Here is a 20,253-nt window from a genome sequence, read left to right as displayed (position 1 = left end):
AAAATACAAACTACCCTTAAAAACTTTATAAAAACCTTATCGTTCTATACTTTAATTAGTTGGGGCTGAGTTACTAATCTACCTTAAATATAATGAGTATGGGAAATTTTTTAGGAAAGTACAATTCATACTTTTATGCCTTGCTTCGCATAGTAGCAGGGTTGCTTTTTGCCCTGCACGGCAGTCAGAAATTATTTGGTTTTCCCGGCGGAAAAGACCCTGTAGAACTGGCTTCCTTAATGGGCGTGGCCGGTATCATCGAATTTTTTGGTGGTTTGCTGATCGCGGTTGGTTTATTTACCAGTATAGCTGCTTTTATAGCCAGTGGCCAGATGGCAGTTGCTTATTTTATGGCCCACGCATCCGAAAACGCATGGCCGCTGCTCAATAACGGCGAACTTTCCGTTTTATACTGTTTCCTGTTTTTATACATTGCCTCGCGCGGTTCAGGCATCTGGAGCATCGATGCGTTACTGAACAGAAATACCGCTGCTGAACCACGTGTAAACACAAGTTTCGGTTGATGTTCATACTTTATAAAACGAAACGGGCCTGACTATAGAAGTCAGGCCCGTTTCGTTTAAAGCACTTATACTTTAATATAGCTGTTATTTGGTGGCATTCGCCTCTTCTTCCAACATTAGTTGCTCCAGTTCGGAGTACCAGCCTTCGCCATACTTCCGGATAAGCGGTTCTTTCAAGAACTGATACACGCGTACGCCCAGATCGGCACCAAAACTACAAGCGGCGCTGCAAATTCCCCAACGGTCGTAGTTCAGCGCTTCGAAATCATCATACCTGGTAATGCGTATCGGGTACAGGTGGCAGGAAATTGGCTTTTTCCAGTCGATCTCGCCATCCAGGTAAGCCTGCTCGATGGCGCATTTCAGCATCTTGTTTTCGTCGTAAATGGCGTAAGCACACTCCCGGTTTTCGATGGTTGGCGTAGAATAATCTCCCTCAAAGTCGATCACGTACAAGCCCTGCTCTTCAATGGCATGTTTGCCCGCCCCCGACATGTAAGGTTTTATTTTATCGTAATGCTGCTCCAGTAAAACCAGTTCGTCGCCATCCAGGGGCGCTCCCAGGTCACCTTCTACGCAGCAGGCACCTTTGCATTTTTCAAGATTACAAACAAAAAATTGCTCGCGAATATCATCGCTTATAACGGTATTCTGAAGAACTATCATGGTAAATGGAGGCTAAAACAGCAGGAAAAACGAATTTTATATTCCTGTAAAAGAAAGACAAAGGTAGCCAGAAATTAGTTTAAACCGATGTTGCCGTAATGCGAAAGGTGTAAGTATAAATTATTGTTTTGGTGCCGGAGAACCGGCTGCCAGCAGCATATTGCGTACGTTTTCCTTTTTCGTGAAATCTATGGCTGCGCGGCTGTTTTGATCGACCATTTTTACATCGGCACCAGCCTGCACCAACGCCAATATAATCTCAAAGTCAGCATCCATTTCGCAGGCCAGCATCAGCGGAGATTTACCAGCCTTGTTTACCAGGTTTGGATTAGCGCCAGCCTGAATCAGCTTTTGTACTTCCATGATGCCAACGTGCTGCCCAATGGTAGCCTTTAATCCTTGTGCCAGTGCTGTATTGCCCTCGTTATCTTGTATGTTCAGGTCAGCGTTGTAGTGCATCAGCGTATCAATGAGTTGGATCTGCTCCAGCTCAAACAACTCCGTTTTTACCCGAGAACTGCCAACTACGTGGTGCAAGGCTGTTTTGCCAGATCTGTCGCGGGCATTTACTTCGGCTCCTTTCCTGAGCAAGATACTTGCGCCCTGCAAACGTACTTCCGGTTCATAAATAACGCCGTAATCTTCTAATAGCAAGGGTATAAAAATAGTATGCATCAGGGGTGTGCGGCCATCCAGGTTATCGCCAAAATCATCCGGTTCAGCCAACGTGTTCACGTCTGCGCCTGCATTTAGAGCGCGCTTTATCATTTCGGGGTTACGGGTTACAGCTGCAATCACCAGTTTCTGATCTGTTGTCTGGTTAATATACTTTAGCTGCTCAAATGCATTTATACTTCCCTTTGATACGGCCTGCCGGTAAAGTTTGCGCGCTTCGGGTAGTTTGATCTCTCCTAAATTACCTTCTTCGTACAACAGCCCCAAAGTATAAAGCGACTCACGGTCGCCGGCTACTACACCTTTTTTAAGCCAGTAAACTGCTTTATCCATACTTGGCTTTACGCCCTCCCCTTCCAGGTACAGGTTAGCCAGCTGGCAATAGGCCACCACATCGCCTTTTTCAGCAGCGCGGTTCAGGTAGTTAAAGGCAAGACCAAGATCTTTCATTTCGCCGTAGCCGGTGTAGTACATACTTCCCAGCAGGCGGTTAGCAAAGGCATCGCCCTGCACGGCTTTTTCGCGTATTTCGATGGCGGCAGTACGCATGCGCTGCAAAAAATTCTGTTTATCGGCCTGCGTCTGTAAAATCATCAGTTCAGCCAGGCCCAGGTGGCCCAGTAAACTATTTTCGGAGATGGCTCTATCGAAATAAAAACGAGCCGAGTCGGTGTTTGCTGCAAAATACTGCGTTGCGTCCTGGATATCTTTCAGCGTATCGATCTTTACAGCATTATACTTCAGCTCGCGGTACTGGTGCATCCGCCCCAGAAAATAATAGGCATCTTTATCGCCCTGCGCAGCCGCTTCCCTGAATTTTGCTTCCGCTTTGGCATAATTAAGGCTCATGTAAAAACCTAAACCTTCCTGCAACGCCGGCGTCCGCCAGATCAGGGTTGCAGGAGCCGCTGGTTTCGCTTCAGGAGTTACATTGGCTGTAGTGGTTTTGCCTGGAGTTGCTTTTTTAACTGGTTTAGCCGCAGGTTTCTTTACAGATTTGGCTGTAGATTGCTTTGCTTTTACTGCCGGCTTCGTGGTGGTCTGAGCCTGCACATTAGCAGCTATCAAAAAGCTGAAAAACAATAAAAAGAAGTACTTTGGAAAGTATGAATCAGTAAAAAAGAAACGAAATGCTGAGGTATTTTTCATAATGTTTTGGGCCGGCACAGGCTGCAATTTAAAAGGAATAGCTGTATTCATCAAAAAAGTGCCTGTTGCAAAGTATAGCCATCCTGCTATACTTAGATAAACTGTTTATTGTTCGGTGATTTATACTTTGTAAACTGCGCGTAAACCTGCTTTCAGCTTTATACTTTAATTTAATTCCTGCTACTAAACACTTTCTCTTTAAATGGTGTTCAATAACGGGGTTACTGCGCTATACAAGCACGCTCCGTGCCAAAAGTATAAGCGCCATTCTGAATACGGATTTGTATTCGTAACTTGCATAGATTTTTAAGACGCACGCCGAAGAGAAGAAATGGATTATATCAGTTTATTAAACGAATCACAGCGCAGGGCCGTGCTGCACACCGATGGCCCGGCCATGATTATAGCAGGTGCAGGCTCAGGCAAAACAAGAGTACTTACTTACCGGATCGCTCACCTCATTAGCCAGGGAGTAGACCCGTTTAACATACTGGCCCTTACTTTTACCAACAAGGCGGCCAAAGAAATGCGCAAACGCGTGGAGAAAGTGGTGGGCGCCGAAGCCAAGAATATCTGGATGGGCACGTTTCACTCGGTGTTCTCCCGCATACTTCGCGCCGAAGCCGACAAAATTGGTTACCCAAAAAGCTTTACCATTTACGATACCGACGACTCCAGAACACTTATCCGGAACATCGTAAAGGAAATGAACCTGGATGATAAGCTCTACAAGCCTAATGTAGTGTTAGGCCGTATCTCATCCGCTAAAAACAAACTGATCTCGGTGCGCCAGTACCTCAACGATGCCACTATTCAGGCCGATGACGAAGCTGCAATGCGCCCGAAGATCGGAAAGATCTACGAGATGTATCAGAGCCGTTGTTTCCGGGCGGGCGCGATGGATTTTGATGATCTGCTGTTCAATACCAACGTGCTTTTCAAAGACCACCCGGATGCGCTGAACAAGTATCAAAACATCTTTAAGTTTGTGATGGTGGATGAGTACCAGGATACCAACTACTCGCAGTACCTGATCACGCGCAAGCTGGCTGCTCAGAACCGAAATATTGTAGTGGTTGGTGATGATGCCCAGTCTATTTACGCTTTCAGGGGTGCTGATATCCAGAACATCCTGAACTTTGAACGCGATTACCCGGAGCTGGATGTTTTCAAACTGGAGCAGAATTACCGCTCTACCCAGAACATTGTACACGCAGCCAACTCGGTTATCAAGCACAACCAGGCGCAGCTGCGCAAAGATGTTTTCACGGATAATGAGCAAGGCCCGCTGATCGAGGTTATAAAAGCCAACTCCGATAACGAAGAAGGCAAGCTGGTAGCTACTACCATTTTCGAGGAGAAGATGAACAACCACTTCTCTTACGATGACTTTGCCATACTTTACCGCACCAACGCGCAATCCAGGGCTATGGAAGAAGCCCTGCGCCGCATGAACATCAAGTATAAAATCATCGGTGGCCTCTCCTTCTATCAGCGAAAAGAAATAAAAGACCTGATCGCGTACCTGCGCCTGACGGTGAACCCCAACGACGAACAGGCACTCCGCCGCGTAATCAACTACCCGAAACGCGGCATCGGCGAAACTACCGAACAGAAACTGTTCGTAACTGCCAACGAAATAAACCACAGCGTTTGGGAAGTGGTGATGAATGCAAGCGAGTTTATGGGCAACCGCGTAGGCACCGCTATCGAAAACTTCTCGTTCATGATCCGGGAGTTTGCCTTGATGGCCGAGAACAACGATGCGTTTGAAGTAGCCAAACACGTAGCCAAAAAGTCCGGCATCGTGGAAGACCTGTACCAGGATAAAACCGTGGAAGGCCTTGCCCGCTACGAAAACATACAGGAATTGCTCAATGGTATTAAAGAGTATGTAGATGATCCGGAGAAGGAAGATAAAAGCCTCGGCGCTTTCCTGCAGGATATTGCCTTGATTACCGACGCCGATACCAAAGCCGATGACGGCGGTGAGTTTGTAACCCTGATGACGATCCACTCTGCCAAAGGGCTGGAGTTTAAGAATGTGTTTATTGTGGGCATGGAAGAAAACCTGTTCCCGAGCCAGATGATGCTGAACTCGCGTGCCGACCTGGAAGAGGAACGCCGTTTATTTTACGTAGCTATTACACGCGCCGAGAAAAAACTGTTCCTGACCTACGCTACCAGCCGCTACCAATGGGGCAACCTGCGTGCCTGCGAAAAAAGCCGCTTTATTGAGGAAATTGACCCGAAATACCTTAACTTTAAGTATGGCGACACAGCAGGCGGCGGAGGCGTTTTTGAACGCGTTATGCAACGCAAAAGCAATTTAGTTTCGCCACCGCCGCGCAAACAGGTAGCTGCCAACTATACGCCACCTGCCGATTTTAAAGCCAGCGATACCTCGAAACTGGCCGCCGGCATGAAAGTAGAACATCCAAAGTTCGGATTTGGCGTAGTGGCTAAGATGGATACGCAAGGCAATAGCACCAAAGCGATCATCAACTTTGATGAAGTAGGCGAAAAAACGTTGCTCCTGAGCTTTGCCAAACTGCGCATACACACTTGATCAATTACGAATTAAGAATTACGAATGTGAAATGATTTACTACTGTCCTGCTTTTCAGCATCAAATAATTCATTTAATGTCATAATTCGTATTTCTGATTTTTTAATTCGTAATTCGTAACTCTTAATTCGTAATTAATAAAAATGGAAGCGAGTACCTCCTTTAAACAAGACCTGCTGCTGCGCGAATATGGCCGCAACGTGCAAGACCTTGTCAACTATATCTGTAAAGTAGAAGACCGCAGCGAACGTACACGCCTGGCTCAGTTGCTAATTAACCTGATGGCTAAGCTGAACCCACAGCTGCGCGATACGCTGGATTACCAGCAAAAACTCTGGAACCACCTGTATGTAATGTCCGGCTCTACGCTGGAGGTGGATGCGCCTTATAAATTAAGCGCCATGGAGTACCTGAACGATAAGCCGCAACGCATGGATTATTCGCTGGTAACGCCGCGCTTTAAGCACTACGGTACCAACGTCGAGAAGCTGATTCAGAAAGCCACGGAACTGGAAGATGAGAAAGAGCGCGAAGGAGCCATTATTTCGATTGGCAAGCTGATGAAAACCCTGTACCGTTCTTATAACAAGGAGTCCATTACAGACGAAATCATCCTCAACGATATCAAGTCGATCTCAAGAGGTAAGCTGAACATGGACCTTGCTTTTATCGAGAGCAATAATCTGTTTGAATCGAATATAGGGGGCCGTCCGCAGCAGGACAACCAGCGCAACCAGCAACAGCAAAACCGTGGAGGCAGCAACGACAACCGCAACCGCAAAAACACCAACAACCGATCTCAATCCAACAACCAACGAAATAAGTAATACATGGCTTCTTTCGAAGTAAAAGGTGGTAATAAACTGAAAGGCGAAATTTACCCGCAGGGCGCAAAAAACGAAGCGCTTCAGATATTATGTGCCGTACTCCTAACACCAGAACCTGTCCGGATCTCTAATATTCCGGATATCCGGGATGTAAATAAATTAATTGAACTGCTCCGTGACCTGGGTGTAACCGTAGAGCGCAACGCACCGGATACCTATACTTTCACGGCAGCGAACATCGACCTGGATTACCTCGAAACAGAGCAATTTGTAGAGCAGGGCCGTGCCATACGAGGTTCGGTGATGATTGTAGGTCCGATGCTGGCGCGTTTCGGAAAAGGCAAAATGCCAAAGCCCGGAGGTGATAAAATCGGTCGCCGCCGACTGGATACGCACTTTACCGGCCTGGAAAAGCTAGGCGCTAAATTTAACTACGATACTCCGGACAGCTTTTATGGTGTAGAAGCCGATAAACTCAAAGGCGCTTACATGTTGCTGGACGAGGCTTCCGTAACCGGAACGGCCAACATCCTGATGGCTGCCGTACTCGCCGAAGGTACTACCACTATTTACAATGCCGCCTGCGAGCCCTACGTGCAGCAACTTTGCCGCATGCTGATACGCATGGGCGCTAAAATTACAGGTACCGGCTCTAACCTGTTGGTGATTGAGGGCGTTGAGAAACTGCATGGCACCGAACATACTATGTTGCCGGATATGATCGAGATTGGTTCGTTTATCGGGCTGGCTGCCATGACGGGGTCAGAGATCACGATCAAAAACTGCCAGATTCCAGAACTGGGTCTTATACCTGAAACTTTCCAGCGATTGGGTATTAAGATGGAATTCCGGGGTGATGATATTTTTATTCCGGAGCAGGACAAGTATGAAGTAGATACTTACATTGATGGTAGCATCCTGAATATATCAGACCATACCTGGCCGGGCCTGACGCCAGACCTTTTAAGTATAGCGCTGGTAGTTGCCACGCAGTCCAAAGGAACGGTACTGGTGCACCAAAAGATGTTCGAAAGCCGGTTGTTCTTTGTTGATAAACTGATCGATATGGGTGCGCAGATCATACTTTGCGATCCGCATCGTGCTACCATTATCGGCCTCAACAAGAACATCCCGTTACGCGGCATCCGCATGGCCTCCCCTGACATTCGTGCAGGAGTAGCCTTGCTTATTGCAGCTCTCTCCGCCGAAGGTACCAGCATCATCGATAACGTAGAGCAGATCGACCGTGGTTACCAGAACATTGATGGCCGCTTAAATGCTCTTGGCGCTGATATCAGAAGAATTTAAAGTATAAATCTTAAGTATAAAGTATAAAAAGGAGCACTCAGAAATGGGTGCTCCTTTTTTGTGCACAAGAATTATAAATGAAAGTTTCTATATTAGCTAAAACTTATCCCCTTGTCTACCTCGCTCAATCACTTTACAAAATTTGGCACATAAATTCCCAGTGGTAGACTTAAGGAGTTACATACATAGTGCAGATAAGCGTATGTTGTACTTTATCCAGTAGTTACATGCAATTATAATTATGAAAAAACTCTCTATTCTACTTGTAATATTAAGCTCATGCGTAGCCAAAGAGAACGTTAGAATGGAGAAACAGGAATTTGGCGCTTTCTCCATTGACCTGCCAGCAGATTGGAAAGTGAATGAAGTACAAGGGATTGACTCCTATGTCAGTGAAATAGTCACAGGTGACGGAGATACCATCCACATCGATTCTGGAGTATATTCAAACTCTTTAGAAGAAGAAAGTGTATGGATGTACCCAAGCAGCATGATTCCTTTCTTTCTGGAAAGAGAAACAGATACCACGGGAATGGTGTTCCTAAACAAAGAGAAAATAGAAGAGGCGGATAGGGAGAAGTACAGAAAATGGAAGAACTCCTTTGAGAGGATTGATGGCTATCAAGCTAAGATAGTAGAACCTAAAGTAGTTGGAGACGGACTAACAGGAGTTTACTTTGATAGCTTAGGCGTTGGGCCCATGGGTAAGCTAAAGTTACAGATTTCTGGTTTTGACCTTACACCTGAAAGCAATAGGTTATTTCTCAAATCAATCATGACTATCAAAATAAAGGAAAAATAAAAGCATGTAACAAGGTGCAACCCTAACCCTTGCTACGCTATGGGCTTTGGCTGCACGAACACGTTACCTTTAATCCCCAACTATAAAATGAAAAACATACTCTTAACATTTGTTTTACTGTTTTCTCTCGACTGTTATGCCATCAAGCCAGTAAGAGAGTACGTAACCACACCAGATAGCTTAAAGATGAGCTATAAGCAGCAGGTAGTAAAAACTCCTGATGGGTATGACCTGAACACGTGGCATATTAAGCCAGAACCATCTAAAGACAACAAGACCACCTTAGTGCTGGCTTATGCCGACGGGGGTAACATGTCCTATTGGCTTTACCACATTAAGGCGCTGACAGAAAGCGGCTACACGGTGGTTGCCTTTGATTACAGGGGCTTTGGACAAAGCTCAGACTTTGAGATAAACCCGCTGAACCTCTATTACAACGAGTTTGCCACTGACCTTCAATCCGTGTTGGGATGGACGAAAAAAAACATCAAGGGACACAATACTGGTGTGCTGGCCTACTCTATGGGCACCATCGTCGCAACTTTTGCCCTGCAGCAGGAGAAAGCGGACTTTCTGATAGGGGAAGGATATGTATATGACCCGTCTGCCTACGTGGCAAAAATAAAGGCACTGAAGGGCAGGGATATCGTCTTGCCAAAGGGTGTCGACAAGTATACCTCACAGCTGAAAAGAATAAAGTGCAGCATGCTCCTCGTGGCAGGTGAGAAAGACGAATTCACGACAGTGGAAGAGAGTGAGAAGATTGCCCAGTTAAGGAAAAACAGAGAAATCTTAAGGCACAGCGGTAAACACACAGAAGGATTTATTACAATGACCAAAGAAAGCTTCGGTGATATGTATATAAAAGAACTCATTAAGTTCACTCAAAAGTAAAAAGCACTATAAGGGAACCACACCCATAAGCCAGCTACGCCGCCTTATGTCCAAGACCGTTATAAAATCAAAATAACCACCATGCCCGACACCCACAACCTTAACCGATTCATCGAAGCGCAGGAAAGCTCCTACCAAAACGCACTTACTGAAATAAAAAACGGACGAAAAACCAGCCATTGGATGTGGTATATTTTTCCGCAGGTAGCCGGGCTGGGCTTCAGTGAAACATCAAAATTCTACGGAATCAAAAGTATAAACGAAGCAACCGCATACCTGAACCATCCGGTGCTGGGCAAACGCTTATATGAAATAACTGAAGCTTTACTCAAACACGAAGGCAAATCCGCTAACCAGATTTTTGGCAGCCCCGACGACATGAAGCTGAAATCAAGTATGACGTTGTTTGCAGCAGTTAGCCCCGGAGATACAGTTTTTGAGAAAGTGCTGGCCAACTATTTTGCCGGCCAAAAAGATACAAAAACGTTACAGCTACTGAAAATAACCAAGCCGTAAGCCTTTCTATACTTTTACGCTTGCTGGTGAAAACATGCAGGAAGGGCAGCTCTGATTAATTTTAAATCGCTAAACAATTTCTTGGTCATAGCAATCAGGATGTATTGTATAGTCCCACATTGGCTTTTGAACGAGCATTTTCTCAGTTTAATACATATCCACTCAAAAACCTTTTGAGCCAACGTATAGAATAAGCTAAATTGCAGCAAAATTCTAAATATGAGCAAAGCAAACTGGACAACCGTTAAGGAATACGAAGATATAACTTACAAAAAAGCAGACGGCGTGGCCCGTATCGCTTTCAACAGACCAAATGTGCGCAATGCATTCCGGCCGAAAACTGTGTTCGAATTATTCGATGCGTTTCTGGATGCACGCGAAGATACAAGTATAGGTGTGGTTTTGCTTTCTGCGGAAGGCCCGTCTACTAAAGATGGCGTTTATTCGTTTTGCAGCGGCGGCGACCAGAATGCGCGTGGTTTCCAGGGGTATGTAGATGAAAGTGGTACGCCACGATTAAACATACTGGAAGTGCAGCGCCTGATCCGTTTTATGCCGAAAGTGGTAATTGCCGTGGTTCCGGGCTGGGCAGTGGGCGGCGGCCATAGTTTGCACGTTGTCTGCGACCTGACTATTGCCAGCAAAGAGCACGCAATATTTAAACAGACTGATGCCGATGTTACCAGCTTTGATGGCGGCTATGGTTCTGCTTATTTAGCGAAGATGGTAGGCCAGAAGCGCGCCCGTGAGATTTTCTTTTTAGGCAGAAATTACTCCGCACAGGAAGCCTATGACATGGGTATGGTAAATGCCGTTATCCCGCACGACGAACTGGAAGATACCGCTTACGATTGGGCTCAGGAAATACTGGCTAAATCACCAACCTCTATTAAAATGCTGAAGTTTGCCTTTAACGCCACGGATGATGGCATGGTAGGCCAGCAGGTTTTTGCAGGCGAAGCAACCCGTTTAGCTTACATGACCGAAGAAGCCAAAGAAGGCCGAAATGCATTCCTGGAAAAGCGCAAGCCAAACTTCAAAAACATCCCCTGGATTTCGTAACCCACCCCTGCCCCTCCGAGGAGGGGAATTAGGTAAAGTATAAAACAAAGGCCTGCTACTTAATGGTAGCAGGCCTTTGTTTTGAAAAATTAATATCAGAAAATCTATTCTATACTTTCTTTGTTCTTCTCCTCTCCCCTTTTGCTGCCACGGTACAATTCATACTTCAGCAGGCGGCAATCGATGGGGCCGTTGTAAAGCGGTGTGCGGCGCGAGGCACGCAGGCCAATATTTTTAGCTGCTTCCAGGTTACCGGTCAGTATAAACGCATCAAAACCCTGGTAATTTGTTTTCAGGGTATCGCCTATACTTTTATAAAGCTGGTTGATATCATCGGATAAGATACGCTCGTTGTATGGCGGGTTCATCACTACAACGCCTTCTGATGTTGGGGCAACGGTTTCGAAAAAGTTGGCCTGTTGCAGCTTAATCACTTTCTCAAGGCTGGCGTTATCGATGTTATTTTGTGCAGCTTCAATGTAATCGGCATCAATATCGTAGCCAATAATCTCTGCCTGCGGTTGCTCTTTTGCTTTGGCTTCGGCGGTGCGCCACACCATTTCAAAAGTCTTTTTATCGAAATCTTTCCACTTCTCAAACCCGAAATCATCGCGGCGGTATAAAGCTGGGGCAATATTCTGCGCCATCATAGCCGCTTCGATCAGCAAAGTACCAGAACCGCACATCGGATCGATAAAAGTAGATTTTTTATCCCAACCCGAAAGCATGATGATACCCGCAGCCAGTACTTCGTTCAGCGGCGCTACGTTGGTTTGCAAACGATAACCGCGGCGGTGCAGCGAGTCACCGGATGAATCCAGGGAAAGCGTGACCATGTTTTCGTGCATGTGTAAATTCAGGCGCAGGTCGGGCCGCACACGGTCTACGGAAGGCCGTTCGCCGGTTTTACTTCTAAACTGGTCTACAATGGCATCTTTGGTAAGCTGGGCCAAGAACAGCGAGTGCTCAAATGTGGAATGACTCACAGCTGCATCAATGGCAAAGGTCTGGTCCAAAGTCAGGTAATCAGACCAGTTAATTTTCTGAACCTGCTCGTACAGGTTGCGTTCGTCGCGGGCTTTAAAGGTGGCAAAAGGTTTTAAAACACGAATGGCCGTGCGGCACCACACATTTGCTTCGTAAAGCTGGCGTTGGTTGCCAGAGCAGGTTACAGCACGTGTTCCTACTTTTATATAGTCCATATCCAGCGCACGCAGTTCTTCTGCCAGAATTTCTTCCAGGCCTGCCAGCGTGGTGACCGTTATATTAAAGTTGCCGTTCGGATTTTTCTTTGCCATATTTTATACTTTCTAATATGCAAAGATAGCTTTCTGAGTTCAGAGTTTCGAGTTTAAAGTTACGAGTTACTCCATTTTCAGCTTAAATAACTGGCTTGATAAAACTGAAGTTGAAATTCGTAACTCGTAATTCGTAATTCGTAATTCGTAAACCTATCTTTGTAGCAAATTACGACCCATGAAACTACAGGCAGATTTTTCGCTGAAACCTTATAATACCTTCGGAATCGATGTAAAAGCAAAACTTTTTGCCCGCTTCGAAACGGTGCAGGAATTACAGGAGCTGCTCCGGATGCCTGAACTTGAAAACGAAGAAAAGCTTATACTGGGTGGCGGCAGCAACCTGCTTTTTACGAAAGATTTCGACGGTGTAGTCTTACAGAATGGCATCAAAGGCATTGAGATAATTGCTGAAAATGACACGCATACTTTTGTAAAAGCAGGTGGCGGCGAAGTATGGCATCGCTTTGTTCTGTATACGTTAGATCAAAACCTGGGCGGCGTCGAGAACCTTTCGCTGATTCCGGGTACGGTGGGCGCTTCGCCTTTACAGAACATCGGGGCCTACGGCGTGGAACTGAAGGATGTGTTCGAAGAACTGGAAGCAGTTGAACTGGCAACCGGCGATATTCATACATTTGACAAAGAAGCCTGCAGGTTTGGCTACCGCGAAAGCGCTTTTAAAAACGAGCTGAAAGGCCGCTACCTTGTAACAGCTGTCACCTTCAAACTCCAGAAAAACCATACCTTAAACACGTCTTATGGAGCTATCAAAACCACGCTGGACGAGCTGAAAGTAATACAACCCACCATACAGGATGTAAGTGCGGCCGTTTGCCATATCCGCCAGAGCAAACTTCCTGACCCTGCCCAGATCGGAAACGCAGGCAGCTTCTTTAAAAATCCTGAAATACCGCTGGCCCTTTACGAAACCCTGAAAGTTAACTTTCCGGAGATGCCGGCTTACCCGGTATCGGAAACAGCTGTAAAAGTACCGGCCGGCTGGCTGATAGAACAATGCGGCTGGAAAGGAAAAGTGATCGAAAATTACGGTGTACATAAAAACCAGGCACTGGTGCTGGTTAACTATGGCGGTGCTTCGGGAGGTAAAATTCAGCAACTTGCTTATGATATCATCGCTTCTGTAGAGCAGAAATTTGGCATAACGCTGCGCCCTGAAGTAAACATTATCTAATATTCGGCTGCCAGCGGAAAATATACCTCTTTCAGGTCAACCTTATGTATAGTTGTAACGGTATACTAGGGTTATTTAAAATATCGACCATGACAAAACATACTTTCCGCACCCTGCTTTTAATGCTGTTATCGCTCACCGTTTTTACTGCCTGCGATTCTGATGACGACGAGGATACAACCTTAACTAATACAGACCTGATCACAGCCGAGACCTGGAAAGGCGACGAAATTCGTGTTCCGGCACTTGATGCTCTCAATATATCGTATAAAGACAGGCTGCCGGACCCAAAGACCATGACCATTAAATTTGATAGGAACGGCACCTACGAAGCCCAGTATACTTTAAACGGCCAATCTACTAAAACTACCGGCGACTGGGAATTTACAGATAACGAGAGAAAATTATCTGGCAACTTTTTCAATTTCCCTTCTTCTGAGGCAGATATTGATGAGTTATCGGCAACACAGCTTCACCTGAGTACCATGATAACGGCTCCCAATATTCCGATACCGGTAAAAGCTGAAGTACGGTTAGTGCGGTAACCATTTTAAAAACTATTTAAAACAAGACAAGCTCCTGAAATCAGGGGCTTGTCTTGTTTTAGGGAAGGCTTCCTTTTAAAAGTATAAGTTCATTTGAAACATATTATTAATTATATATTTATATTTATGAAAAATATACTCCTTTAAATGAAAAAATTAAGACTCATCGCTTTTCTGTTCTCATCACTTTTCCTGCTTACACTGGTAAGTTGTAAAGATGATGCTAAAGATACAGAGCCTACAAAACAAGACTTACTGACTTCGGGTGAGTGGACTGGTGCTAAAATTTATATGTCTGGCAAGGATGTAACACAGCTTTATAAAACTGAGCAAAACTACGACATGTCAAAAAATATCCTGAAGTTTGAAAAAGCAGGGACATATACCGATTCATACGAACGCTCAACCATCTCAGGTAAATGGGAATTTTCAAAAGATGAGCAGTATATCATCCATGATAAAGGTACAGCGGATGAAAGTAGCTTCAGAATTAAAGCACTTTCTGCTAAACAACTTATTATGACGCAGGAATTCTCCAATCAGGGATATACCTCAACTTTTGAGCTTGAATACAAGCGCTAAAACAGAAAGGCTACCAAAACTGGTAGCCTTTCTGTTATATAAATGATTATACTTTACTTCAGCACTGCAAGCGTTGCTCCATCTCCGCCGCGTTCTTCGGCTTCGCTGCCCAGGCTGGCTACTTCGCGCACCGAGTATAGGTAGTCGCGCACAATCTGGCGCAAGATACCGTTGCCACGCCCGTGAATGATCTTGATCTCCGGCATGCCCAACATGATGGCTTCGTCGGTAAAGTTCATCAGTTTGGTCAGGGCTTCTTCGGCATACTCTCCCCTGATATCGAGGGTACTGCCAAAATCGGCCATGCGCTGCGTGATATTCATGCCGCGTGTATAACCTTCGGCTGCTTTGGCTTTGGCATCTTCTTTCTTCTTCCTGTTGGCAGCTTCTACTTCCACACGCTCCAGGTTATCCAACTTCACAAAAGTTTTCAGGCCGCCAAATAGCACCTCGGCATTTTTGCCTTTTATACTTACCAGTTGCCCGATAGAGTCCTGCCCGATGAGCGAAACATGATCGCCTGCTTTTAAAGGGCCGCTGTTTGCCAGGCGGCGGTGTAACGGACGCGGTTCTTCCTTGCGCACTTCGGTTGCAAAAGTTTCCAGTTCCTGGCGCGCCTGCTTGATCTGCTCTTTTTCTGCCTGCCCCTGCCTGATCTGGTAAATCGTAGACTCGATCTTCTGATTAGCATCCCGCAGCAGCAACTTGGCTTTGCCTTTGGCTTCGCGCATGACGTCCTGCTTGCTTTCCTCGAGGTAGTTTTTCAGGTCGGTATACTCTTTTACAGAGCGTTTCAGCTTCTGCTCCAGCGCTGCGGCTTCGCGGGTTTTCTGCTCCAGTTCCTGTTTTTCGGTTTCCAGTTCTTCGAGTAACCTATCGTAGCGTATCTTGTCTTTACCAACCAAACTACTGGCTTTATCTACGATCTGCTTTGGCAACCCAATTTTACGTGCAATCTCGATAGCAAACGAAGAACCCGGCTTTCCTATTTCGAGTTGATAAAGCGGCGCCAGGTTTTTATGATCGTAACGCATCGCGCCGTTTACAATCCCCGCTGTGCGCTCGGCAAAGTTTTTCAGGTTGGTATAGTGCGTTGTAATCACACCGTATACTTTGCTGTCGTTTAAAGTCTGAAGAACGGCCTCTGCAATGGCACCACCCAGCACAGGTTCTGTACCCGTACCAAACTCATCTATCAGCACCAGGCTTTTATGATCGGCTACCGTCACGAATTTCTTCATATTGGTCAGGTGCGAACTGTAGGTACTCAGGTCGTTTTCGATGGACTGCTCGTCCCCGATATCAATAAACACATCCTGAAAAATACCTGTTTCCGAACCATCTGCTGCCGAAATCAGCATCCCACACTGCACCATGTACTGCACCAGGCCTACTGTTTTTAAGCTCACTGATTTACCACCGGCGTTTGGCCCCGAAATCAACAGGATGCGTTGGTCGCGGTTCAGTTCCAGATCCATGGGCACAGTTGGTTTGCCCATTTGCCTGTGCGACAAGTATAAAAGTGGGTGTACCGCCTGTTTCCAGTGGATATGCGGATATTTGTGTATGGTTGGCAACGTGGCGTTTATACGGCGTGCAAAAGCTGCTTTAGCACGTATAAAATCCAGCAAGCCTAAGTATTGGTAAGCTTTGCGAAGTTCTGGTATGTGGTTACGGAGCGTATTGGTAAGCCCGATCAGGATGCGGATAAGTTCGCGGTGGTACGCGTTCTCCAGGTCCTTGATGTCGTTGTTGAGTTCGAAAATAGATTCCGGCTCGATGTAAACAGTTTGCCCCGTATTCGACTCATCGTGGATCAGACCTTTTACGCGGCGCTTATACTCTGTGATAACCGGAATTACCAAACGGCCTCCACGTATCGTCGGCTCCGCATCAGAAGGTGTCCAGCCTTCGTTTTTAGCGTGCCGAAGTATGGAGTTTATCTGCTTCCGAAGTATGGATTGCTGCCCGATCAGGTCGCGTTTGTAGCGTTGCAGTTCGGGTGTGGCATCTTCGCGCACGGCACCGGCATCGTCTACTACTTTATCCAGCGCCGCGATCAGGTTTCGTTCTACGTTTATGTCTGCGCCTAACGCTTTCAAGGCTTCATACTTGCCCTCCTCCGACTGCGAAATAAAACGCTGCGAATCGCGGATGGTACGCAACGACATCTTGATTTCGGAAAACTGAACAACATCCAGGTAAGTACCCGGAATGGCAGCACGATCGAGGTAAGTTGTTACATCGAAATAATGTTGAAGCGGAATTTCGGCGTCTGATTCCAGCAGTTGCCGGAACTCGTCGGTTTGTTGTAAGAGCCGCTGCACCAGGTCGTGGCGGTTCAGAAATTTCATGCGGTTTACATGGTGTCGGCCCAGTGCGCTCAGGCAAAGCTCCGAAAGCATTTCGCGTACCTGCGTAAACCCTATTTTAATTTCAAAGTTTTCTGGATATGTCAATTGTTATCTCTTATTTTAAAGCAAATTTAGCATTTTATAACAAGTAAAACCTGTGGTTTAGTTCGAATTGAAAGACACGAAGTAAGCTGAAAGATGTACGAAATAAGAATATTAAGTTATGCGTTTATTTGTTAGATTTCAGATTAACTTCTTAAGGATTTATACTTTGTCAAACCGTAAAATTTAGTTTGTAATTCATACCTCTAAATTCGTACTTCCTCCCTCTTACTTCAAAATAATGATCTTAGATAAACTTGCCAACGCCGACCGCTATAACTGCCTGCACCCGCTTTTCGGAAAAGCATTTGATTACCTGAAAAATACAGATTTAGCAACCATTGAAGCAGGCGTACACGAAATTCAGGAGAAGCAGCTTTTTGCTATTATTTCTGAAGCGGCCGGCGTAACCAAAGACGCTTATAAACTGGAAGTACACCGCAAGTACATTGATATACAATACATTATTTCCGGCACCGACCACATGGGCTGGAAAGACCTGGCGCTTTGTTCTGAGCCAAACGACCCTTATAACGAGATCCGCGAAGCCGCCTTTTTTCCGGATAAAACGGACAACTGGTTTGATGTACCAGCTGGCTCTTTCACCATTTTTTACCCTGATGATGCGCACGCTGCCATGGTAACCGGCGAAAATGTAGTCCGGAAAGTAGTGCTGAAAATTGCGGTGGAAGTATAAACAAGCATAAACCTGATGTATATTCCTAAACTTAACCGCACCACAGATCAGGAAGAGATTATAACTTTTATGCAGAAGTATAGTTTCGCCACTATTATTACCGTAAAAGACAACTACCAGACTGCCACGCACCTGCCTTTTATTATCAGTAAAAGGGAAGATAAAATCATACTTACTTCACATTTCGCGAAGGCAAACCCACAGTGGCAGGAACTGACAGCCAATCAGGTATTAGTTATTTTCAGTGAACCGCACGCCTACATCTCCCCAAAACATTACGACAAGCAACTGAACGTACCAACCTGGAACTACATCGCCGTACATGCCTACGGAAACGGAACACTTCTCCTGGATACAACAAAGGCATTTGAGGTACTGGAAACTACAATCGAAACGTACGAAGCTGCCTATAAAGCCCAGTGGAATAAACTGCCCGACGACTATAAACTGAACATGATCAAAGGTATTGTAGCTTTTGAAATTGAGGTCGCAGATTTACAGGGCAAAAAGAAACTGAGCCAGAATAAAACCGCAGCAGAACAGGCCAGTATTGTTGCAGCCTTGGAAAGCAGCGACAGTACTACGGAGAAAGAACTTGGCCTGTATATGAAAAAAGAAATGCTGAAGAAGAAAGTTTAAAACTTTTCCTCTACGCCCATCCCAAAGAGCGCATAATCATACTTTACTGGGTCTGTTGGGTCGAAAGTGCGGAGGTGGTCGGTTAGCTCTTCGGCGGTTTGCCAGTTCATACCGGTGCGTGTTATCAGGCCAAGGCGGCGGGCAACGCGCTCTACGTGCACATCACAAGGGCATACCAAATCAGCAGGTTGCATATGTTGCCAGATACCAAAATCCACGCCGTTGCTATCGTTCCGGACCATCCAGCGCAGGTACATGTTCAGGCGCTTGCAGGCCGATTTGCGGGCTGGCGTAGCGATATGCTTTTTGGTGCGGTGGGGCGCATCTTCCAAACTAAAAACCAGGTTATGAAAATGCTCCAGCCGCTCTTCTTGTGTTCGGATCTGGGTTTGCTCGCCTGTAAATGCAGTTTCGAGGCTATTGTGCTGGCTGTAATACCACCTGAAAAAATGGATCAGGTACAAGAGATCGGTATCGTTAAAAGTGCGGTGCTTAAAACCCAAGAAACGTTTCAGGTCCTGCTCTTCGTGCTGCAATATAAACTGGTGCGGTGCATTATCCATCAAATCCATTAGTTTAATGCAGTTGTTGATGATGGTTTTGCGTTGGCCCCAGGCAAGTATGGCTGCAAAAAAACCGCTCAGTTCGATGTCCTGCTTCTGCGTAAACAAATGCGGAATCGAAACCGGGTCGTTTGGAATAAAAGCGGGTTGGTTATACTTCGCCACTTTCTCATCGAGCAGAATTTTGATAGCGGCCAGGTCTTGTTTCATAAAGTATAAATTGTTTCTAAAGTATAAAATATACCTGCTTGGATAATTGGGCTTCTAACGCAAAAGACCCGAGTTTTGGCTCAGGTCTTTTGTAAAATCTATACTTGCTACACCAACTTACGGCATGTACGAAACTTCTACTTTAAACCTGGCATCGGAAGCATTCAGTTTCTGGTAAGCTTTCTTGGATACACGCACAATCAGATCGTTGTTGCTATCCTGTAATTTGCCGATGACGCGCACATAAACCACCTGGCCGTTGTTCAGGTTTTTTACCTGCATAATGGTGCCCACCGGAGCGGTGCGGTGCAAAGCTAAGTATTTGTTTGAGTCAGCTTTCGGGTCGATGGATTCGGCCATACCGGTTTCAATCGTTTTCTTTACGCCCGATTCATCTGCCTCACTGTTTTCCACGCGCTCAGAAGTAGTAGCAGCTGGCTCTGTTCTGGCAGGCTCAGATTTAACCGGGGTTGCCAGTGGCTCCACTGTTTTAGGCTTGGTCATTTCCTCGTCGCTCTCCGGCACGTAAACCGGGTTTTTGGTTGGCTTCGAAGCACCTTTTCCTACAATAATGGAAGCACCCACGTTAATGCTGTTGTCTGTAATATTGTTCCAGCGTTTGATATCATCCACCGACACGTTATACATTTTTGAGAGCGAAAACAAAGTCTGCTTGGCCGCTACCGTGTGTAGTTTATCGCCGTTATCATTCACGGTAAACGTGCGGTTGCTGGCAGTGGCTACTGTCGTATTGGCTGCCGGTGTTTTGGCAGCTGTTGTAGCCGGGCTGGCGGCCGGCGTTTTGCGCGGAATAAGCACGATCTGGCCTACATTAATGCTGTTTTGTACGCTTGGGTTGGACTCAACGATCTTAGCTACCGGCACATTATACTTTCGTGATAGAGCATACAGCGTTTCTTTGGGCTCTACTTTATGCTGCACAAATACTTTCCCGTTTTTACGCTCTATGCCCACCGAGTCGGGGAGCGCCGTAAAACCTGCCGCCATGGCTGTAAAAGTAAGGAAAGGTGCTACCAACAAGGCAGTAACTAAAACTCGTATCATAGCTAATAATA

Annotated in this window: 19 protein-coding genes; 13 read left to right on the top strand and 6 right to left on the bottom strand. The window is 45.9% G+C overall.

The window, feature by feature from the left end:
• The first annotated feature begins 98 nt into the window (after positions 1 to 98).
• Entirely contained in the window at positions 99 to 524 is a 426-nt protein-coding gene (locus DP923_RS14560; protein WP_112306586.1) for a DoxX family protein, read from the top strand.
• Between the two features lie 84 nt (positions 525 to 608).
• Here DP923_RS14560 and DP923_RS14555 read toward each other — a convergent pair whose 3' ends face one another.
• Both DP923_RS14555 and DP923_RS14550 read right to left on the bottom strand, forming a co-directional pair.
• Entirely contained in the window at positions 609 to 1,190 is a 582-nt protein-coding gene (locus tag DP923_RS14555) for a DUF3109 family protein (RefSeq protein ID WP_112306585.1), read from the bottom strand.
• 120 nt (positions 1,191 to 1,310) lie between these two features.
• Positions 1,311 to 3,014, bottom strand: a complete 1,704-nt coding sequence (locus DP923_RS14550; protein WP_165838206.1) for an ankyrin repeat domain-containing protein — start codon at positions 3,012 to 3,014, stop codon at positions 1,311 to 1,313.
• A gap of 331 nt (positions 3,015 to 3,345) precedes the next feature.
• On the opposite strand from DP923_RS14550, the gene DP923_RS14545 reads away from it, so the two are divergent.
• The 7 genes from DP923_RS14545 (at position 3,346) to DP923_RS14515 (ending at position 10,992) form a co-directional block, all read left to right on the top strand.
• Positions 3,346 to 5,583, top strand: a complete 2,238-nt coding sequence (locus DP923_RS14545) for an ATP-dependent helicase (protein WP_112306583.1) — start codon at positions 3,346 to 3,348, stop codon at positions 5,581 to 5,583.
• Between the two features lie 143 nt (positions 5,584 to 5,726).
• The gene (locus DP923_RS14540; RefSeq protein WP_112306582.1) at positions 5,727 to 6,410 is read left to right on the top strand and encodes a DUF4290 domain-containing protein; all 684 of its coding nucleotides are present in this window, start codon (positions 5,727 to 5,729) and stop codon (positions 6,408 to 6,410) included.
• A 3-nt stretch (positions 6,411 to 6,413) separates the two neighbouring features.
• Positions 6,414 to 7,718, top strand: coding sequence for a UDP-N-acetylglucosamine 1-carboxyvinyltransferase (murA, locus tag DP923_RS14535; protein WP_112306581.1), 1,305 nt, complete (start codon positions 6,414 to 6,416; stop codon positions 7,716 to 7,718).
• 241 nt (positions 7,719 to 7,959) lie between these two features.
• The gene (locus DP923_RS14530) at positions 7,960 to 8,520 is read left to right on the top strand and encodes a hypothetical protein (RefSeq protein ID WP_112306580.1); all 561 of its coding nucleotides are present in this window, start codon (positions 7,960 to 7,962) and stop codon (positions 8,518 to 8,520) included.
• Positions 8,521 to 8,607: 87 nt separating this feature from the next.
• Positions 8,608 to 9,414 (top strand): alpha/beta hydrolase family protein, encoded by an 807-nt coding sequence (locus DP923_RS14525; protein ID WP_165838205.1) that lies wholly within the window; start codon positions 8,608 to 8,610, stop codon positions 9,412 to 9,414.
• Positions 9,415 to 9,495: 81 nt separating this feature from the next.
• Positions 9,496 to 9,930, top strand: a complete 435-nt coding sequence (locus tag DP923_RS14520) for a DUF1810 domain-containing protein (RefSeq protein WP_112306578.1) — start codon at positions 9,496 to 9,498, stop codon at positions 9,928 to 9,930.
• A gap of 219 nt (positions 9,931 to 10,149) precedes the next feature.
• A complete protein-coding gene (locus DP923_RS14515; protein ID WP_112306577.1) occupies positions 10,150 to 10,992 on the top strand; it encodes a 1,4-dihydroxy-2-naphthoyl-CoA synthase in 843 nt (280 codons plus the stop codon).
• Positions 10,993 to 11,096: 104 nt separating this feature from the next.
• On the opposite strand, the gene DP923_RS14510 is transcribed toward DP923_RS14515, so the two are convergent.
• The gene (locus DP923_RS14510) at positions 11,097 to 12,290 is read right to left on the bottom strand and encodes a THUMP domain-containing class I SAM-dependent RNA methyltransferase (protein WP_112306576.1); all 1,194 of its coding nucleotides are present in this window, start codon (positions 12,288 to 12,290) and stop codon (positions 11,097 to 11,099) included.
• Between the two features lie 178 nt (positions 12,291 to 12,468).
• On the opposite strand from DP923_RS14510, the gene murB reads away from it, so the two are divergent.
• The 3 genes from murB (at position 12,469) to DP923_RS14495 (ending at position 14,612) form a co-directional block, all read left to right on the top strand.
• The gene (murB, locus tag DP923_RS14505; protein ID WP_112306575.1) at positions 12,469 to 13,485 is read left to right on the top strand and encodes a UDP-N-acetylmuramate dehydrogenase; all 1,017 of its coding nucleotides are present in this window, start codon (positions 12,469 to 12,471) and stop codon (positions 13,483 to 13,485) included.
• Positions 13,486 to 13,574: 89 nt separating this feature from the next.
• Complete coding sequence (locus DP923_RS14500) at positions 13,575 to 14,030, top strand: hypothetical protein (RefSeq protein ID WP_112306574.1); 456 nt, start codon at positions 13,575 to 13,577, stop codon at positions 14,028 to 14,030.
• Between the two features lie 147 nt (positions 14,031 to 14,177).
• On the top strand, positions 14,178 to 14,612 hold the full coding sequence (locus DP923_RS14495) for a hypothetical protein (RefSeq protein WP_112306573.1): 435 nt from the start codon (positions 14,178 to 14,180) through the stop codon (positions 14,610 to 14,612).
• A gap of 53 nt (positions 14,613 to 14,665) precedes the next feature.
• On the opposite strand, the gene DP923_RS14490 is transcribed toward DP923_RS14495, so the two are convergent.
• Entirely contained in the window at positions 14,666 to 17,071 is a 2,406-nt protein-coding gene (locus DP923_RS14490) for an endonuclease MutS2 (protein WP_112306572.1), read from the bottom strand.
• Between the two features lie 238 nt (positions 17,072 to 17,309).
• Between DP923_RS14490 and DP923_RS14485 the strand changes: the two genes are divergently transcribed.
• Both DP923_RS14485 and DP923_RS14480 read left to right on the top strand, forming a co-directional pair.
• A complete protein-coding gene (locus DP923_RS14485; protein ID WP_112306571.1) occupies positions 17,310 to 17,765 on the top strand; it encodes a YhcH/YjgK/YiaL family protein in 456 nt (151 codons plus the stop codon).
• A gap of 15 nt (positions 17,766 to 17,780) precedes the next feature.
• On the top strand, positions 17,781 to 18,404 hold the full coding sequence (locus DP923_RS14480; RefSeq protein WP_112306570.1) for an FMN-binding negative transcriptional regulator: 624 nt from the start codon (positions 17,781 to 17,783) through the stop codon (positions 18,402 to 18,404).
• On the opposite strand, the gene DP923_RS14475 is transcribed toward DP923_RS14480, so the two are convergent.
• Both DP923_RS14475 and DP923_RS14470 read right to left on the bottom strand, forming a co-directional pair.
• Positions 18,401 to 19,177: a TIGR02757 family protein gene (locus DP923_RS14475; protein ID WP_112306569.1), complete on the bottom strand. Its 777-nt coding sequence runs from the start codon at positions 19,175 to 19,177 to the stop codon at positions 18,401 to 18,403. The genes DP923_RS14480 and DP923_RS14475 overlap by 4 nt on opposite strands.
• A 117-nt stretch (positions 19,178 to 19,294) precedes the next feature.
• Positions 19,295 to 20,242 carry a LysM peptidoglycan-binding domain-containing protein gene (locus tag DP923_RS14470; RefSeq protein WP_239021047.1) on the bottom strand — a complete coding sequence of 316 codons (948 nt, stop codon included), beginning with the start codon at positions 20,240 to 20,242 and terminating at the stop codon, positions 19,295 to 19,297.
• Positions 20,243 to 20,253 lie beyond the last annotated feature (11 nt).

Source organism: Pontibacter arcticus (assembly GCF_003284895.1).
Classification (GTDB): domain Bacteria; phylum Bacteroidota; class Bacteroidia; order Cytophagales; family Hymenobacteraceae; genus Pontibacter; species Pontibacter arcticus.
The sequence above is the reverse complement of the archived record's forward strand: the minus strand, read 5'-3'. Positions and strand labels throughout refer to the sequence as shown.

Bases quoted from the DNA above. Each gene is read 5' to 3' on its own strand.
- DP923_RS14520 (WP_112306578.1), top strand. From the start codon at position 9,496: ATGCCCGACACCCACAACCTTAACCGATTCATCGAAGCGCAGGAAAGC.
- DP923_RS14540 (WP_112306582.1), top strand. From the start codon at position 5,727: ATGGAAGCGAGTACCTCCTTTAAACAAGACCTGCTGCTGCGCGAATAT.
- DP923_RS14545 (WP_112306583.1), top strand. From the start codon at position 3,346: ATGGATTATATCAGTTTATTAAACGAATCACAGCGCAGGGCCGTGCTG.
- DP923_RS14485 (WP_112306571.1), top strand. From the start codon at position 17,310: ATGATCTTAGATAAACTTGCCAACGCCGACCGCTATAACTGCCTGCAC.
- murA (WP_112306581.1), top strand. From the start codon at position 6,414: ATGGCTTCTTTCGAAGTAAAAGGTGGTAATAAACTGAAAGGCGAAATT.
- DP923_RS14480 (WP_112306570.1), top strand. From the start codon at position 17,781: ATGTATATTCCTAAACTTAACCGCACCACAGATCAGGAAGAGATTATA.
- DP923_RS14475 (WP_112306569.1), bottom strand. From the start codon at position 19,177: ATGAAACAAGACCTGGCCGCTATCAAAATTCTGCTCGATGAGAAAGTG.
- DP923_RS14500 (WP_112306574.1), top strand. From the start codon at position 13,575: ATGACAAAACATACTTTCCGCACCCTGCTTTTAATGCTGTTATCGCTC.
- DP923_RS14530 (WP_112306580.1), top strand. From the start codon at position 7,960: ATGAAAAAACTCTCTATTCTACTTGTAATATTAAGCTCATGCGTAGCC.
- DP923_RS14470 (WP_239021047.1), bottom strand. From the start codon at position 20,242: ATGATACGAGTTTTAGTTACTGCCTTGTTGGTAGCACCTTTCCTTACT.
- DP923_RS14560 (WP_112306586.1), top strand. From the start codon at position 99: ATGGGAAATTTTTTAGGAAAGTACAATTCATACTTTTATGCCTTGCTT.
- DP923_RS14495 (WP_112306573.1), top strand. From the start codon at position 14,178: ATGAAAAAATTAAGACTCATCGCTTTTCTGTTCTCATCACTTTTCCTG.
- murB (WP_112306575.1), top strand. From the start codon at position 12,469: ATGAAACTACAGGCAGATTTTTCGCTGAAACCTTATAATACCTTCGGA.
- DP923_RS14515 (WP_112306577.1), top strand. From the start codon at position 10,150: ATGAGCAAAGCAAACTGGACAACCGTTAAGGAATACGAAGATATAACT.
- DP923_RS14550 (WP_165838206.1), bottom strand. From the start codon at position 3,014: ATGAAAAATACCTCAGCATTTCGTTTCTTTTTTACTGATTCATACTTT.
- DP923_RS14525 (WP_165838205.1), top strand. From the start codon at position 8,608: ATGAAAAACATACTCTTAACATTTGTTTTACTGTTTTCTCTCGACTGT.
- DP923_RS14555 (WP_112306585.1), bottom strand. From the start codon at position 1,190: ATGATAGTTCTTCAGAATACCGTTATAAGCGATGATATTCGCGAGCAA.
- DP923_RS14510 (WP_112306576.1), bottom strand. From the start codon at position 12,290: ATGGCAAAGAAAAATCCGAACGGCAACTTTAATATAACGGTCACCACG.